Below are 12,846 nucleotides of genomic sequence, written 5' to 3'. Positions count from 1 at the left end.
ACGGCGCACGGCATGAGCGCACAGGCGCGGAAGGCGGTGCCGAGCGGGCCGAGATCACGTACGACCCCGACAACACTATGGTTGGCCGCCGAAGATCCAGCCGCAGGGCGTACTTCGTGCGACTGCGGCCTGGAACGCGAAGGGCCGCCCTGCTCTTTAGAAAAGGAAGCAAGCTTGAGACCGCCGTTCCTGCTCGCCACAGCCCTCGGCTGCGCCCTGTTGCTCTCGGGCTGCGCAGGGCTGTCGGGCGGCCTTCCCTCTTACGGAAAGCCGGTCACGCAGGCGCAGCTCGTCGGCATGTGGAAGGGCGGCTGGAGGAACATCTGTCACGCGACGCTCATGCTCCGCTCCGACCACGGCCTGAGCGCTACCGGCTTTCCGACCGACGATGACGACGCCCGTCACTCGGAGGTCATCCGCCGCGTCTCCGGCATCGGAACCTGGATGATTTCCCCGGGAGTCGACAAGGGCGACCCCCCGACCCTCGACCTCACTATCGGCGCCACGGACCACAGCCTCGACTTCGCCGCCGGCCATGGTGGCACTCTGGTGCTCGCCGAAACGATCGGGGATCCCGACGACGGCGTCGGCTGCCGATTCACCCGCACCTGAGGCACACGTCGGCAGTCCGACATCAGCTCCGAACCCGGCGAAGCTCCGCACGGTCTTCGGGACCGGGCCGACCCTCCGGTTGACCCTCACCTCAACAGCGGCGCGACCGCCGAGGAGCGCCAGTTTGAAGGTAACAACCAGTGCGAGCATCAAGGGCGATGCTCCTGAGTACGTGCCACTGTACGAACGACTGCGAGGATTGATCGCGGTACCACTGGGCGGCCAGGCCGCCCAGTGACTGACGCTTTGAGCTGTCCGCGACTGCAAGCTCATACTCGATGGCCACGGCAACGGCTTTCCCGCTGATCAACACAGGCCGAGGGGGCGGCAACCGAGCAAAAAACCAGGTCAAGCCCATTCGGAGTAGAGTGAAAGTCACGTAGTTCTCCGGAGGCTGCACGGAGCTACGACAGGCTCACTGCGAGTCCGTTGCCGAGCGCGGACACCGCTCCGCGCGGCGTTGACCGTATCGAGGGAAGTGAGCAGCGATGTTGGCGCTCTTCCTGTTTTTCGTACTCGTGGCTGTCGCCCTGGGGCTCGTCGGCGCGCTGATGCATGGGCTCTTTTATCTTTTGATCATCGGGGTTGTGGTCTTCGTGGCTAACTTCGTACTCCTGGGCGCGGGTTGGTCCCGGCGATCGCACCGGCACCTCGCCCGGTGAGCGCCGCGCCCGCTGCGCAGCGTATGGGGAGAAACCCTCTAGATGATGTTGAGATGAGGCGCCGCAGCACCCGCCGGGAAGCCTGCTCGCCACGCTGCGCCAGTCCGTGCTGCGCGATCAGATGGGACCGACGAACGGCACGTGGAGGTTTCGTTGGCGTACGCCCACAGCAGCGCACATCCATAGCCGACCCCGGCGTGCCGCGACCTGCGTGATCCGCATGCCGTCAGGACCCGGCCTGGCAGGCGGTCGTCAGCCGCGCCGCCGCTGGATCTACAGGCTGCCCTGTTCGCAGACGCGGCGCGCGACCTCACGGAGTTTGATGTTCTTTTCCTGGGAGTACCGGCGCAGCACGTCGAAGGCCTGCTCTTCGGTGAGCTGGTGGCCGCCCATGAGGATGCCCATGGCTTCGCCGATGACGTGGCGGGTGGCAACGGCCTGGTGCATTTGGGCAGCGGTTCGGGCGCTGGAGAAGGCGACCGCGGCGTGCGAGGCCAGCAGCCAGCCGGCCGTCTCGCTGGCCTCGGTGAATGCGCCCGGACGACGGGAGTAGAGGTTGAGCGCACCGAAATCTTCGTCATCGGTGAACAGCAGGAATCCCATCATGCTGCCGATGCCCAGTTCACGGGCCGCGGGAGCGTAGTCGGGCTAGCGTTGCTGTTTGTGGGTGACGTCGGAGATACGGAAGATCCGTTCGCTTTCGCGGGTGCGGGCGGCGTCGAAGCAGGGGCCCTGGCTGAGACGCTCCTGGAGCTCGTCGCTGGCGCGGGCGAGTTCGTCCGTGGGAGCGAGGGTCTGTACGTGCTTTCCGTGCAGGACGAGGATGCCGGCCGCGTCACAGCCTTCCACCAGTTCGGTGGCCGAGCGGGTGATCCGCTCCAGGGTCTCGTCGACCGTCTTCTGGGAGAGCAGGTCCCGTGCCATGGAGGCCATCTGCTGCGCGAACGTTCGCCAGTCCATACCGTCCTCCCTCTCGCCAGTGCCGGCATGGTGTCTGTGCACGCCTGCCCGCCTCATGCCCTTCTTATCTGCCCTTGGTCTCCTGCACGCTCTGGCGAGTGCGCGCAAGCGATAGGTGACGCTGGGCTCGGGCGGGGCCCCCATCAGATGCCGGCGCCGGCCCATGCGTGGCGGCCCTTGGCCTGGGGGCCGTGCCAGTCCAGGCAGAGGACGGTCGCGTCGTCGGCGAGGTGCCCGTCCGAGGCATCGGTGACCGCGGAGGTCAGGGTGCGTACAACCTCGCGTGGATGGTCGGTGGCTGTGTCGTGGATGAGTTCGGGCAGGTTGAGGGATTCTGCCCCTCGTTCTTGCATGCCGTCTGTGTAGAGCACCAATCGGTCGCCGGGCTGCAGATCGAGTTCTTGTACGCGGTAGGGGGCGGCCGATGCGATCCCGAAGGGCAGGCTGACGGCGATGTGCAGTTCGTCGACCCTGCCGTCGCGCAGGCGCAGCGGCCAGGGGTGGCCGGCGTTGACGAGTTGTGCGCTGGTCCCGTCCAGGGCGATCCGCAGCAGTTGGCCGGTGGCGAAGGTGCTGCGGCCGTGGTCGAGGAGGGCCTGGTGGGTCCGGCGGGCCTGCTCGGCCAGATCGGCTCCGGCGCGGCGGGCGCCGCGGGAGGCGCTGATCAGGAGGGTGGCCATGAGGGCGGCCTCGATGTCGTGGCCCATGGCATCGGTGATGGACAGGTGCAGGGTGTCGTGGTCGAGGGTGTAGTCGTAGGTGTCGCCGGCGCAGTTGTCGGCGGGGACCAGGGTGGCGGCGAGGGCGAACTCCGAGGCTTCGCAGGAGGGGGCCGCAGGCAGGAGTTGGCGCTGGATCTCGCCCGCCAGGGTGACCGGGCTGGTGCGCTGGCCCCAGTGGTAGAGGTCGGTGAAGCGACGGTCGGTGACCAGGATGTACGCCAGCGCGTGCGCCGCTTCCCCGATCTGGTCCAGCACCTCTTGCGTGATCTGGGGCAGGAACAGTTCCAGCACGCCGATGGCGTCGCCGCGGTTGGTGACCGGGGCGAGCACCCGGTGGCCGCGTCCGTCATCGTGCGCCTGCACGAGTTTCTGGGTGCGCAGGGCTTCGTCGTAGACGCTGCCTGCCAGAGGAACCTGATCAGCGCGGCGTCCTCGCTGGGAGTCGGTGTCCTTGCTGAACCTGATCATCTTCCGGCCGGCGATGTCGACGAACAGAAACGACGCGTACCGCGCACCGAACCGGTCGCGCAGACTGCGCGCCACCACGTCGAGGGACTCCACCGGCGCGGCATTCTCTGCCGCGCCCAGAACGTCGGCCAGCCACATCCGATCCCGTGCCATGACATCTCCCTGGGCTCTACGGTCTCCTTCCCGCAGTCACCGCAGGCATCACCACGCCCACCTTCTCAGCGCGCAGGTGGGCGGTGAGGGACCGAGCAAACCGTGCCCGTTCGCTGCTGTATCGGCTGAACCGCGCGCGTTTCAGTGCGCTCCGGCGCAGGTCAGCTGTTCTGTGGCCGGGTGGGGGTGCGGGCGGCGATGAGGGTGATGTCGTCGCGGGGGTCGCCCAGGGTACGGGCCAGTGTGGTGCACAGTTGGCGCAGCGGCAGGTGGCGGTGGGTGGTGGCGTGCTGGCGAAGGCGCGTCATGCCGTCGTCGAGGGAACGGGTGCGGGATTCGACCAGGCCGTCGGTGTAGAGCAGGAGTGTGGCGCCGGCGGGCAGACGCGTGTGGGTGGTGGGGCGCTCGATGGTGGGGCGCAGGCCCAGGAGCATGCTGTGTGCCCCGGCGAGGTAGTGGGCGTTTCCGTCGGCGGTGACCAGCAGGGGTGGGGGGTGGCCTGCCACGGACCACGACGCCAGCCAGGCCCCGCTGGTGGTCCGGTGCAGGCGGGTGAAGACCGCCGTGGCGGAGTCGGCGAGGGTCAGGCGGGCCTGGGCGGTGTCCAGGCGGCGCAGGATCTGGCCGGGGAGGTCGTGGGGGCGGTCGACGGCCAAGGCGCGGAGCATGTTGCGCAGTTCGCTCATGCGGGAGGCGGCCTGGATGTCGTGGCCCGTGACGTCGCCGATGACCATGGCGAGATCGCCGTCGTCGAGGAGGAAGGCGTCGTACCAGTCGCCGCCGACCTCGGCTGCGTGCTGGGCCGGCTCGTAGTGGGCGGCCAGTTCGATCCCCGCGACGTCGGGCAGGTCGGTGAGCAGGGCGCGTTGCAGGGCTGCGGCGATGTTGGCCTGGGCGGCGTGCAGGCGGGCGTTGTCCAGGCCCAGGCTGATGCGGCGGGCCACCTCGTCCGCCAGGACGCGGTCGGCTTCGTTGAAGGGAGGGCTGGCGGATGAGCGGGCCAGGGTCAGCGCGCCGAAGGTCGTGGCGTGCAGCCGCAGCGCAAGGACGAGCGCCTCTTCAGCTTCCACGAGCGTGAGCAGATCGGGTTCGCCGCCGGCTGCGGGTGCGAGGTCGCTCAGGTGCTGGGTACCGGCTCCCTCGATGACGCGGGTGACGGCCGCATGATGGGCGGGGTGCTGCGGCGCCGGCTCGTCGCAGGGACTGCTGGGCAGTACGTCGGGCGTGTGGTGGGCGGCAGCCGCGAGGCGATGCGTGTGCCCGTCGGCCAAGCTGACCAGAGCGGTGTCGGCAAGGCGGGGCACCAGCTGGCGCACCAGGCGGTGCAGCGCCTCGTCCGCGTCCAGGGTGGTGGTCATGGCCAGCGTCAGCTCACCGAGCCAGGTGGTCTCCGCCAGATCGTATTCGGCCTGCTCGCGCATCGTCTCGCTGAGCGCGTACCGCTCGGCCCGGCGTCCTTCCCGCGCACGCTGGGCGGTCGCGTCCTGGAACACGACCACCGCACCGTGATCGCCTCCCTCCGCCGTGGGCAGCGGAGCCGCGGTCCACCACACCGCAAGCGGCGTGCCGTCGGCGCGCAGCAGCACGGCGCGCTCGCCACTGATCCGTTTGCCCAGCGCCACGTCCTGCAGGATCGGGCGCTGGACGGGCACGGCCGCCGACTCTGCGTTCGAGGGGTGCAGAGTGCGGTGGGCGTTGACCCCGATCAGGGTGCCCGGCTCGTAGCCCAGCAGCCGTTCGGCCCCCGGGTTGCAGGCGATCACCGTGCCCTCGTCGTCGACGGCATACAGACCGGCGTCCGCCGCGGCGAACAACACCGACATCAACGCTTCGTCCACGCCGACGCCCATAGCGTCGTCTTCTCTCGGCCCGCTCTTCACTCTGTGCATTGTGCCCGCATCCTGCTGTGTTCCAGCAAGCCCTCTCATCCGCCTTCACAGACCCGGGCGATCACACGCCGCCGGGACGCCGGCGAAAACCCCGACCACGGTGTCCAGCCCCGTCAGCTCCAACATGCGCCGCACCTTCTCGCACGGGCCCGCCAGCCGCAGCGCGCCGCCCAGCGCATCGGCCCGCCGCATGGCGTACACCAGCACGCCCAGAGCGGACGAATCCATGAACGACACGCGTTGCAGGTCCAGCACCATGCGCGCGCGACGGTCGGCTATGAGTGCGTCGACGATTTCCCGTAGCGCCGGTACCAGGGCCAGGTCCACCTCACCGGTAAGGATCACCACTGCCCACGCCCCGCAGTCGTCGGCGCGTCGCACGCTGGGCACTGCAGTCATGGGAGCTCCTTCCGCACTGGGGAAATTCCGCATCTCGCCCCTGGTGGCCGCAGCCCCGTCCGAGCCTGTAACCAGAGCCCGCCGTCATAAACAGTCCCGTGCAACTGCCGCGGAATACCGACCACAGCCGACCGGTGCCGAGTGGGCACGAAGACAGCACCCAAGCCCTCATCGAGGCTGCCGCGCCGCGCAGGCACGATGGCGAGCCGAGCGCTCTCCTGAGCCGTCCCGGGGGCCGTTTACACCACGCCGATCAGGCGGATCAGGGCAGTGCGGTCGGGGGGGGGAGATGCCGACTGCGGCGGTGCTACGCCTGATTTCCTTCCGGCATTGCTGCGGTCCTCATCTGCCACCGCCGCCCGGTCGATGGACCCAGGTGATCTCAGGTCGCACTGCCGGCAGTGCCCAGTGCTCCAGGACACCGCTCACCAGATCAGCCAGGAACTGAACCGCTCCACCGGTGTAGTGCCACCACGCACCGTTGCGCGAGGCGACGGTGACCATCCATTCCTGCGGCCCGGCGGGGAGGGTGGTCCACAAGAAGAAGTCCCCCTGGTTGGAGGTGGCCCAGGGAAGCAGCCCGCCCGGCGCGGGGTAAGGATGCATCGGGGCGGCCAAGTCGGCGTCCTCGCACCACTCGGCGACGATTTCCAACTCTTCGTGGGTGTCTTGGACCCATCCTGCCTCGGCGCCTGGCGCCGGGCCGCCAACGCGCATGAAGTCACTCAGCTCGAACGTCGGGTACAGCTCGCAGAGGAGCTTGTAGTCGGCGGGCAGGGCCGTCCCCAACAGGCCCTCCAGACGAGGCCAATCGACACGCACCGGTGTCGGCAGACGGTGGGCCACCAGGCCGGGCAGCACCCGTTCGAGTTCCGCGACCGACTCGGCCGGGTCGATCAAACGACAGCCCGGGGCCTGGGTACCAGCAAAGTCGTCCACGCGAGCAGACTGTCACAACACGCTCCGATCGACGTCCTGGAGGTCACGAACGGAGCCGCTGCGCTTCTACTGCTCCTGGCCCCTGCGTTCGACCTCCTCCAGCGGCGCGAGCAGCGATCATCGCTCCCGTTTGGCTGCCGCTGTCTTCGACTGCCGGCCTGACCGAAAGACGTGCAGCACGATGTCACCCGAGGGTGCTGGTGTCACAAAGGCGACAACATCATGAGGACCTCGTCGCGATCGCCATCGGCGGCCAGCCGCAGAGCGCCGGGCCACCGGCCGATCTCCTTCCAGCCGAGCCGGCCATAGAACTCTTCGAGACCGACACCACCGCGTGCGGCAAGGTGCAGTTGCTCCAGGCCCATCTCATCGCGGGCGACCTCACGGACCCGGCGCATCAATGCCGTGCCGATCCCCTGGCCCCGCACGCCGAGCCGGGTCTGCACGTGGTGAATCGTGCCCCAGTGCGCGACGGGCGGGTGGGGATCGCGGCGGATGTTCAGCCAGCCCGCGACGGTGCCATCGGCCAGGGCGATCAGAAGGCGGCTGGTCGGTGGAGCCAGGTTCTCGATGATGCGGTCAAGGGCGGCGGTGACCTCGGCGGCATCCACCGGCGGAAAGGGGAACCCGGCCGCCCCGCCCGCATTGCTCACCTCGATCCAGCAGTCCACGAGGGTCTGCTTCAGCTCGTCAGTGATCTCGTCCGGGTCGACGATCTGTATGAAGCCAAGGGCGTTGCTGCTGGTCATGAGGACGAGTGTCACAAACGAACCGCGCTCGTCGACACGCGGGGCACCCACCCGAACATCGCTGGCGCAGACAATGATCCACAGGATTGACAATCACTCAGCGGCCACCCCGTTTCCAGGTGCAGTCCTGGAGCAGCGGCTCAATCCGCGCCCACTGCCCGTCAGTCAACAACCCACCCGGACCAGCGATCAGAGGATCAGAGAGTGGCGGGCTAATCGCCCGAGAACGCAATCCGCAGGTCTCTGTCCGCGCGGCAGCGCAAGGCCCAGGCCAGCAGCGTCGCGATGGCCTCGTGCTCGGCACCCCTCAGCCGAGCACGATGTGAACCTTCCAACTCCCGCACCATCCGCTCCACTGCCTCACCGTGCAGCGTGGTGTCCCCGTAGGGATCGACGTCGGCCAGGGTGGGGAGCCGGTGCCGTCCCAGTCTCTCGAGGGCCGTCCAGAACTCGTCATCCACGACTATCCGTTCCAGCGTGCCCGTCGTGAGGTGCGGCCCTGCCTTTCGTTTAGTCCGCGAAGCCGAGACCCCGCGCCGAAGCTCGATGACCAGCGCCATCCGACCCCCTGCTCGTTCACACCTCGCCCCGATCGGCCTGGCCTACAGACAGCCAATTCTTCACGATCCGAACGAAACCGCCTAGTTCTGCGCCAGGACGACGATCACGATGACGGCCGTGATGACGAGCCCGAGGATGACGCCGAGCGCGTGCGGCGTCAGCCGGTCCCGCGTCCGCCTCGGCGGCTGGATCCGCATCGCCGGATCGGTGCTCAGCTCCCACCAGTTGATGACTCGCCGGACATCGGTGTCGAAGTCGGGGAGGGGATACAGATTGCCGTGGCTGAGGGCCGGCAGTGAGCGGCGCCGCCCGCCTGCGAGGGTGATCCGGGCCGTGCGTACCGTCCCCGAATTGGTCCGGGTCTCGCGTACGTCGACCCACCGGATCTGATCCCAGGGGTGGGTACGACCACGTCCCACACCCCAGCTGATGGTGATGCCCTCGGCCCCGACCGCGGTCCCACTGCGGCGCACGAGGAAGAAGCTCACACCCCAGAGCACGAGGAACGCGCCGCACACGCAGGAGGCGGTCACCGTGTCGACGACGCGGAAGAAGAAGACCCCTGGAAGGACGCACATGAGGTACAGGGGCACAAGTTGCCGCCAGGGCGGGCGGTGCCGGTCCTTCACTCTGAAGATCAATTCATCCACGAGCGCGCACGCTACGCCTCGGATCCGACCCGAAACCCCAGCGGTCTTTGGGCTGCAGCGAATCCGTTACATGATCCCGCCGGGCCGCCGTGCCCCCTGTTCGGGGAACCTCGGCGGCGCGCAGGGGGGGCCGTGCGACGCGCTTCGATCGCTCCCTCCAGACCTGCCGCCGCCGATCTGCCAGTACGCGGGTCCGTTCGGCGTCGTACTGATCAGCGCCGAAATGGAACGCGGGGGCCGCACCTGGTCGAAGGGCCCTTCCCAGTCGGACCACTCCACGATCTGGCCACGACGCTGTACGAACACGGACAGGTAGCCACAGCATCCACCCGTGCACTCCGGCTCGCCCAGCACCACACGTCGCCCCTCGCCGGTCGCCCAGAGGGGACCGCGGCCGTCGGCGGGCAGCACCTCCTGCGCAAACGGGCCGCGGCCGCCCTCTCCGACCGCCTGTGCCACCCTTCCTCGCCGTCGATCCGGACCTGCAACCGGGCAGCCCATCGGGGGCCCGGCGGCAACGCAGTGACCTCAAGCCGATTGAACACCCCGGCACCCTGTGCGGGTACGGCCCGTCACAGGTCCTTGCCGGCGACGGGTGTACGCCTCTGGCCGACCATCAGTCGGCGTTCCGGGAGGCGAACGTTGCTTGCGGCACCGGGCCGGTGAACAGGACGGGGCGGGGTGGACCGGGCGGGGAAGTCAGTGGGAGTCGCCGAAGGGGTAGGCGTCCCGTACCACTTCCAGACTGATCCGCAGGTCGGCGGGGCTGGTGTCGGCGCCTGCTGCCGTGATATCGACCTCGGTCGGCCACGTGGTTTTGGGGAAGACGTTGTCTGCTCGGCTCGTGACCGTGACAGGGGAGTCCTGGTTTCCCCCGACTGCCGTGATCTTGACGCGGTAGGTGACGCGGTCGTCACTTGCGTTGTGGATGGTGAGGGGGACGATCAGGCCGCCGGACTCCCGGCGCGGCGTGTAGGCGACGACTTCACCGTGTTGCGCGGTGGCGGCCGGCTTCCCGAAGCCGTACTCGTCGGGGGCCGGGATGTGGGTGTCCTTGGGGGCGACCGGGTCTCCGTCGGCGGCTGCGGCGGCGCGTTGTTCGTCGGCCTCACGCCCTGCAGCGGCGAACGCGTCGTCGGCGTCCGTCGATCGGGGTGAGGGCTCGTCGACTTGCCCTGTCCGGTGGGGTGCGGCCACCGCCGACGGGTCCGCAGCCGTCGACGGTGGCAGGGCCGTCGACCGGCGTGCGGCGGGGGTATCGGCTTGTGTGCCGCCATGGCTCCCGCACGCTGTCAGAGCAAGTGGCGCCAGCACTATTGCTGCTGTCAGGCGTGCGGGTAACCGGAGTTGGCGAAGTCTGCGCTGAGTCACGGGGGAAGACATACTCGCACTTGGAGCCGATGGACAAGTCTCACTCTGCTCACCGCGCGAGGTAGCGAGCCGATCCTCCGCGCGGGCCCAGTTGCATGATCGGCCCATATGCATCGCTACGTACTTTGAGGCGCACATGGGCACAGCGGATCACGACGCGTTATCAGCCGCCCGGTGGGGGAGAGGGAGGGCGGACGCCCTCGCCGTCCTGATCAGGCTCCAAGGACTCGGGCGTCTGCCCTTTTGCCGGTCGGCCCTTGGGGGGCCGGGTGCGGTCGGCCGGTGCTGCCGGCTTTCCGCGACCCGACGCCCGTAGGTCAGTACTGCTCGGTCTCCACGAACCCTGTGCTCGCGTCCTGGTCCGCGTCGAAGGCGGCGGCGATCGGGTCGAATCCGGGCGGGCTGTCCTTCAGGGCCAGGCCCAGGCCGACCAGCTTCGCCTTGACCTCGTCGATGGACTTCGCACCGAAGTTGCGGATGTCCAGCAGGTCCGCCTCGGAACGCGCCACGAGCTCACCCACGGAGTGGACGCCCTCGCGCTTGAGGCAGTTGTAGGAGCGGACCGTGAGCTCCAGCTCCTCGATCGGAAGCGCCAGATCGGCGGCGAGCGCGGCGTCCGTCGGGGACGGACCCATGTCGATGCCCTCGGCCTCGATGTTCAGCTCACGCGCCAGACCGAACAGCTCGACCAGGGTCTTGCCGGCCGACGCCATCGCGTCGCGCGGCCGCATGGCCTGCTTGGTCTCGACGTCGACGATCAGCTTGTCGAAGTCGGTGCGCTGCTCGACACGGGTCGCCTCGACCTTGTAGGTGACCTTCAGCACGGGGCTGTAGATGGAGTCGACCGGGATACGGCCGATCTCCTGGCCCACCTGCTTGTTCTGCACGGCGGAGACATAGCCGCGACCGCGCTCCACGGTCAGCTCCATCTCCAGCTTGCCCTTGCCGTTGAGCGTGGCGAGGACGAGGTCGGGGTTGTGCACCTCGACACCGGCCGGGGGCGCGATGTCGGCGGCGGTGACCAGACCCGGGCCCTGCTTGCGCAGGTACATCACGACCGGCTCGTCGTGCTCCGAGGAGACGACCAGCTGCTTGATGTTGAGGATCAGATCGGTGACGTCCTGCTTGACGCCGGGCACGGTGGTGAACTCGTGCAGGACGCCGTCGATGCGGACGCTGGTGACAGCGGCACCGGGGATCGACGACAGCAGGGTACGGCGCAGGGAGTTGCCGAGGGTGTAGCCGAAGCCCGGCTCCAGCGGCTCGATCACGAACCGGGAGCGGAATTCGTCGACGACTTCTTCGGTCAACGAGGGACGCTGAGCAATCAGCACGGGGTATTGCCTCCAGGGTTTGGCGCCCGCTATGTGACGCCGTAGACACCATGAAGGGTACGGGGGGTTCGGCCTTTGGTGCGGCTGAACCGCCCGACTCGCCCGTCCGTCGGCCCCGGCTTCTGCCGCAGTGGGGCCCGATCAGCGGCTGTTGCCGCCTCCGGCGTCAACACGGGTACTTCGCACGGGTGCATACTAGGGGCGATGACAAAGCCTGCTGCCCCTAAGCGTCATTTGCCTACCAGCCCCTTCAAGGCCCCGGTCGCACCGGCTCCGAAGTACTTCGCCGTGGGCGACCAGGTCACCCACGACGTGTACGGTCTCGGCCGGGTGATCGGCATCGAGGACGGAACCGCGGTGCTCGTGAATTTCGGTTCGGAGCATGTGCGGATCGTGAGCCCGTACGCCAAGATGACCAAGCTGTAGGACCGCTGTGCCCGGTCACGGCACGCCAGGCCCCCCTGTTTTGGCGGGCCTGTACCGAAAGAGAGACCGCTCATCGACCTGACGTCGCTGTTTTCCGCCCTGGAAGAGCAACCGCGCTGCTCCACCGCGGCGCCGCCGCCCGCGGCAACGAACCCCTTCCAGGCCCCGGACTACGAAGAGGACGAGACCTTCTTGTTCGAGGACGTGCACGGGCCCGCCGCGGGCCTGCACGCCGGGCGGCCCGAGGCGGCTTGAGCTGCCCTGTGGGCGCGGCGGCTGGTCGCGGGCCGTTTCCGCGGTACTGCGGTGAGGGCGCGGCCTCTTCAGGCTCAGAAGCCGTCGGGCGTCTTGACCGGGCGGGGCGTTAAGGCCGGTCACCGGCTCGAGTTCCGTGTTCGTGACCGCCATCGGGCCTGCGGTGTCGGCTGCGTTCGTGTCGACCGGCCCGTCGGCGGGTGCAGCAGGCGCAGGCCGGCGAGGCTTTGGAGGGTCATCGCGGTGGCCGCCGCGGCGGTGACCGCGAAGCCGCCGCGTGACCCGAGGGCGTCGATCGCCCAGCCGGAGACGGCCGCCGCGGCGGCCGAGCCCGCCGCACTGGCGGAGCCGAGCCAGGAGAACGCCTGGGTCAGGACCGACGGATGGACGGTCGACTCGGTGAGCTGGGACAAGAGCGCCAGAAGGGGCGGGATCGTGGCGCCGGTCAGCACCGCGACCCATCCGAGCCCGAACAGTGGGGTCGCCGGCCGTGAGCAGCAGACAGGTGCCGAGCATCAAGGCGCCGGTGGTGAGCAGCAGTTGCACCGGCGGCGCGGCACGCCACCGGCGCAGCCCGTACAGCCATCCGGCCAGCAGGCCGCTGCAATTGGAGACGGCGAAGATCGGGGCGGCGGCGCCCGGTGCGCGGTGCTCCACCACGAACGCGGTCACCGACACCTGCAGGGCACCGAAGTA

At 68.8% G+C, this 12,846-nt stretch carries 14 protein-coding genes and 1 pseudogene; 4 read left to right on the top strand and 11 right to left on the bottom strand.

Annotated elements, in window-relative coordinates; translation table 11 throughout:
- Nucleotides 1-174 precede the first annotated feature (174 nt).
- Both ACSHXN_RS00075 and ACSHXN_RS00070 read left to right on the top strand, forming a co-directional pair.
- The gene (locus ACSHXN_RS00075; RefSeq protein WP_438302316.1) at nucleotides 175-612 is read left to right on the top strand and encodes a hypothetical protein; all 438 of its coding nucleotides are present in this window, start codon (nucleotides 175-177) and stop codon (nucleotides 610-612) included.
- 488 nt (nucleotides 613-1,100) lie between these two features.
- Complete coding sequence (locus ACSHXN_RS00070) at nucleotides 1,101-1,274, top strand: hypothetical protein (RefSeq protein WP_438302315.1); 174 nt, start codon at nucleotides 1,101-1,103, stop codon at nucleotides 1,272-1,274.
- 273 nt (nucleotides 1,275-1,547) lie between these two features.
- On the opposite strand, the pseudogene ACSHXN_RS00065 reads toward ACSHXN_RS00070, so the two are convergent.
- The 10 genes and pseudogenes from ACSHXN_RS00065 to ACSHXN_RS00020 all read right to left on the bottom strand — a co-directional run bounded on the left by ACSHXN_RS00065 (nucleotide 1,548) and on the right by ACSHXN_RS00020 (nucleotide 11,469).
- A pseudogene (locus ACSHXN_RS00065) lies at nucleotides 1,548-2,234 on the bottom strand (GAF and ANTAR domain-containing protein).
- Between the two features lie 143 nt (nucleotides 2,235-2,377).
- Nucleotides 2,378-3,577 carry a PP2C family protein-serine/threonine phosphatase gene (locus ACSHXN_RS00060; protein WP_438302314.1) on the bottom strand — a complete coding sequence of 400 codons (1,200 nt, stop codon included), beginning with the start codon at nucleotides 3,575-3,577 and terminating at the stop codon, nucleotides 2,378-2,380.
- A 161-nt stretch (nucleotides 3,578-3,738) separates the two neighbouring features.
- On the bottom strand, nucleotides 3,739-5,415 hold the full coding sequence (locus ACSHXN_RS00055; RefSeq protein ID WP_438302313.1) for a SpoIIE family protein phosphatase: 1,677 nt from the start codon (nucleotides 5,413-5,415) through the stop codon (nucleotides 3,739-3,741).
- A gap of 96 nt (nucleotides 5,416-5,511) precedes the next feature.
- Entirely contained in the window at nucleotides 5,512-5,865 is a 354-nt protein-coding gene (locus tag ACSHXN_RS00050) for an STAS domain-containing protein (protein ID WP_355136627.1), read from the bottom strand.
- A gap of 342 nt (nucleotides 5,866-6,207) precedes the next feature.
- On the bottom strand, nucleotides 6,208-6,804 hold the full coding sequence (locus ACSHXN_RS00045; protein ID WP_356295269.1) for an SMI1/KNR4 family protein: 597 nt from the start codon (nucleotides 6,802-6,804) through the stop codon (nucleotides 6,208-6,210).
- A gap of 203 nt (nucleotides 6,805-7,007) precedes the next feature.
- Nucleotides 7,008-7,553 carry a GNAT family N-acetyltransferase gene (locus ACSHXN_RS00040; RefSeq protein ID WP_356295266.1) on the bottom strand — a complete coding sequence of 182 codons (546 nt, stop codon included), beginning with the start codon at nucleotides 7,551-7,553 and terminating at the stop codon, nucleotides 7,008-7,010.
- A gap of 212 nt (nucleotides 7,554-7,765) precedes the next feature.
- Nucleotides 7,766-8,014: a hypothetical protein gene (locus ACSHXN_RS00035; protein ID WP_356114653.1), complete on the bottom strand. Its 249-nt coding sequence runs from the start codon at nucleotides 8,012-8,014 to the stop codon at nucleotides 7,766-7,768.
- Nucleotides 8,015-8,194: 180 nt separating this feature from the next.
- A complete protein-coding gene (locus tag ACSHXN_RS00030; protein WP_438302312.1) occupies nucleotides 8,195-8,764 on the bottom strand; it encodes a PH domain-containing protein in 570 nt (189 codons plus the stop codon).
- 699 nt (nucleotides 8,765-9,463) lie between these two features.
- Entirely contained in the window at nucleotides 9,464-9,961 is a 498-nt protein-coding gene (locus ACSHXN_RS00025) for a hypothetical protein (RefSeq protein ID WP_438302311.1), read from the bottom strand.
- A 491-nt stretch (nucleotides 9,962-10,452) separates the two neighbouring features.
- Nucleotides 10,453-11,469: a DNA-directed RNA polymerase subunit alpha gene (locus ACSHXN_RS00020; RefSeq protein ID WP_356114650.1), complete on the bottom strand. Its 1,017-nt coding sequence runs from the start codon at nucleotides 11,467-11,469 to the stop codon at nucleotides 10,453-10,455.
- Nucleotides 11,470-11,673: 204 nt separating this feature from the next.
- Here ACSHXN_RS00020 and ACSHXN_RS00015 point away from each other — a divergent pair, with 204 nt between their 5' ends.
- A complete protein-coding gene (locus ACSHXN_RS00015) occupies nucleotides 11,674-11,895 on the top strand; it encodes a hypothetical protein (RefSeq protein ID WP_355141085.1) in 222 nt (73 codons plus the stop codon).
- Nucleotides 11,896-12,269: 374 nt separating this feature from the next.
- Here ACSHXN_RS00015 and ACSHXN_RS00010 read toward each other — a convergent pair whose 3' ends face one another.
- Nucleotides 12,270-12,602 carry a hypothetical protein gene (locus ACSHXN_RS00010; RefSeq protein WP_438302310.1) on the bottom strand — a complete coding sequence of 111 codons (333 nt, stop codon included), beginning with the start codon at nucleotides 12,600-12,602 and terminating at the stop codon, nucleotides 12,270-12,272.
- A 38-nt stretch (nucleotides 12,603-12,640) separates the two neighbouring features.
- On the opposite strand from ACSHXN_RS00010, the gene ACSHXN_RS00005 reads away from it, so the two are divergent.
- A partial coding sequence (locus ACSHXN_RS00005; RefSeq protein ID WP_438302309.1) for a hypothetical protein occupies nucleotides 12,641-12,846 on the top strand: 206 nt, incomplete at its 3' end.

This window comes from Streptomyces sp. HUAS TT11, assembly GCF_051553595.1.
In the GTDB taxonomy this organism is placed as follows: Bacteria; Actinomycetota; Actinomycetes; order Streptomycetales; family Streptomycetaceae; genus Streptomyces.
The sequence above is the reverse complement of the archived record's forward strand: the minus strand, read 5'-3'. Positions and strand labels throughout refer to the sequence as shown.

What these genes read in the sequence shown, in the direction of transcription:
- ACSHXN_RS00070 (WP_438302315.1), top strand. Translation starts at nt 1,101, where the DNA reads ATGTTGGCGCTCTTCCTGTTTTTCGTACTCGTGGCTGTCGCCCTGGGG.
- ACSHXN_RS00060 (WP_438302314.1), bottom strand. Translation starts at nt 3,577, where the DNA reads ATGGCACGGGATCGGATGTGGCTGGCCGACGTTCTGGGCGCGGCAGAG.
- ACSHXN_RS00050 (WP_355136627.1), bottom strand. Translation starts at nt 5,865, where the DNA reads ATGACTGCAGTGCCCAGCGTGCGACGCGCCGACGACTGCGGGGCGTGG.
- ACSHXN_RS00040 (WP_356295266.1), bottom strand. Translation starts at nt 7,553, where the DNA reads ATGACCAGCAGCAACGCCCTTGGCTTCATACAGATCGTCGACCCGGAC.
- ACSHXN_RS00015 (WP_355141085.1), top strand. Translation starts at nt 11,674, where the DNA reads ATGACAAAGCCTGCTGCCCCTAAGCGTCATTTGCCTACCAGCCCCTTC.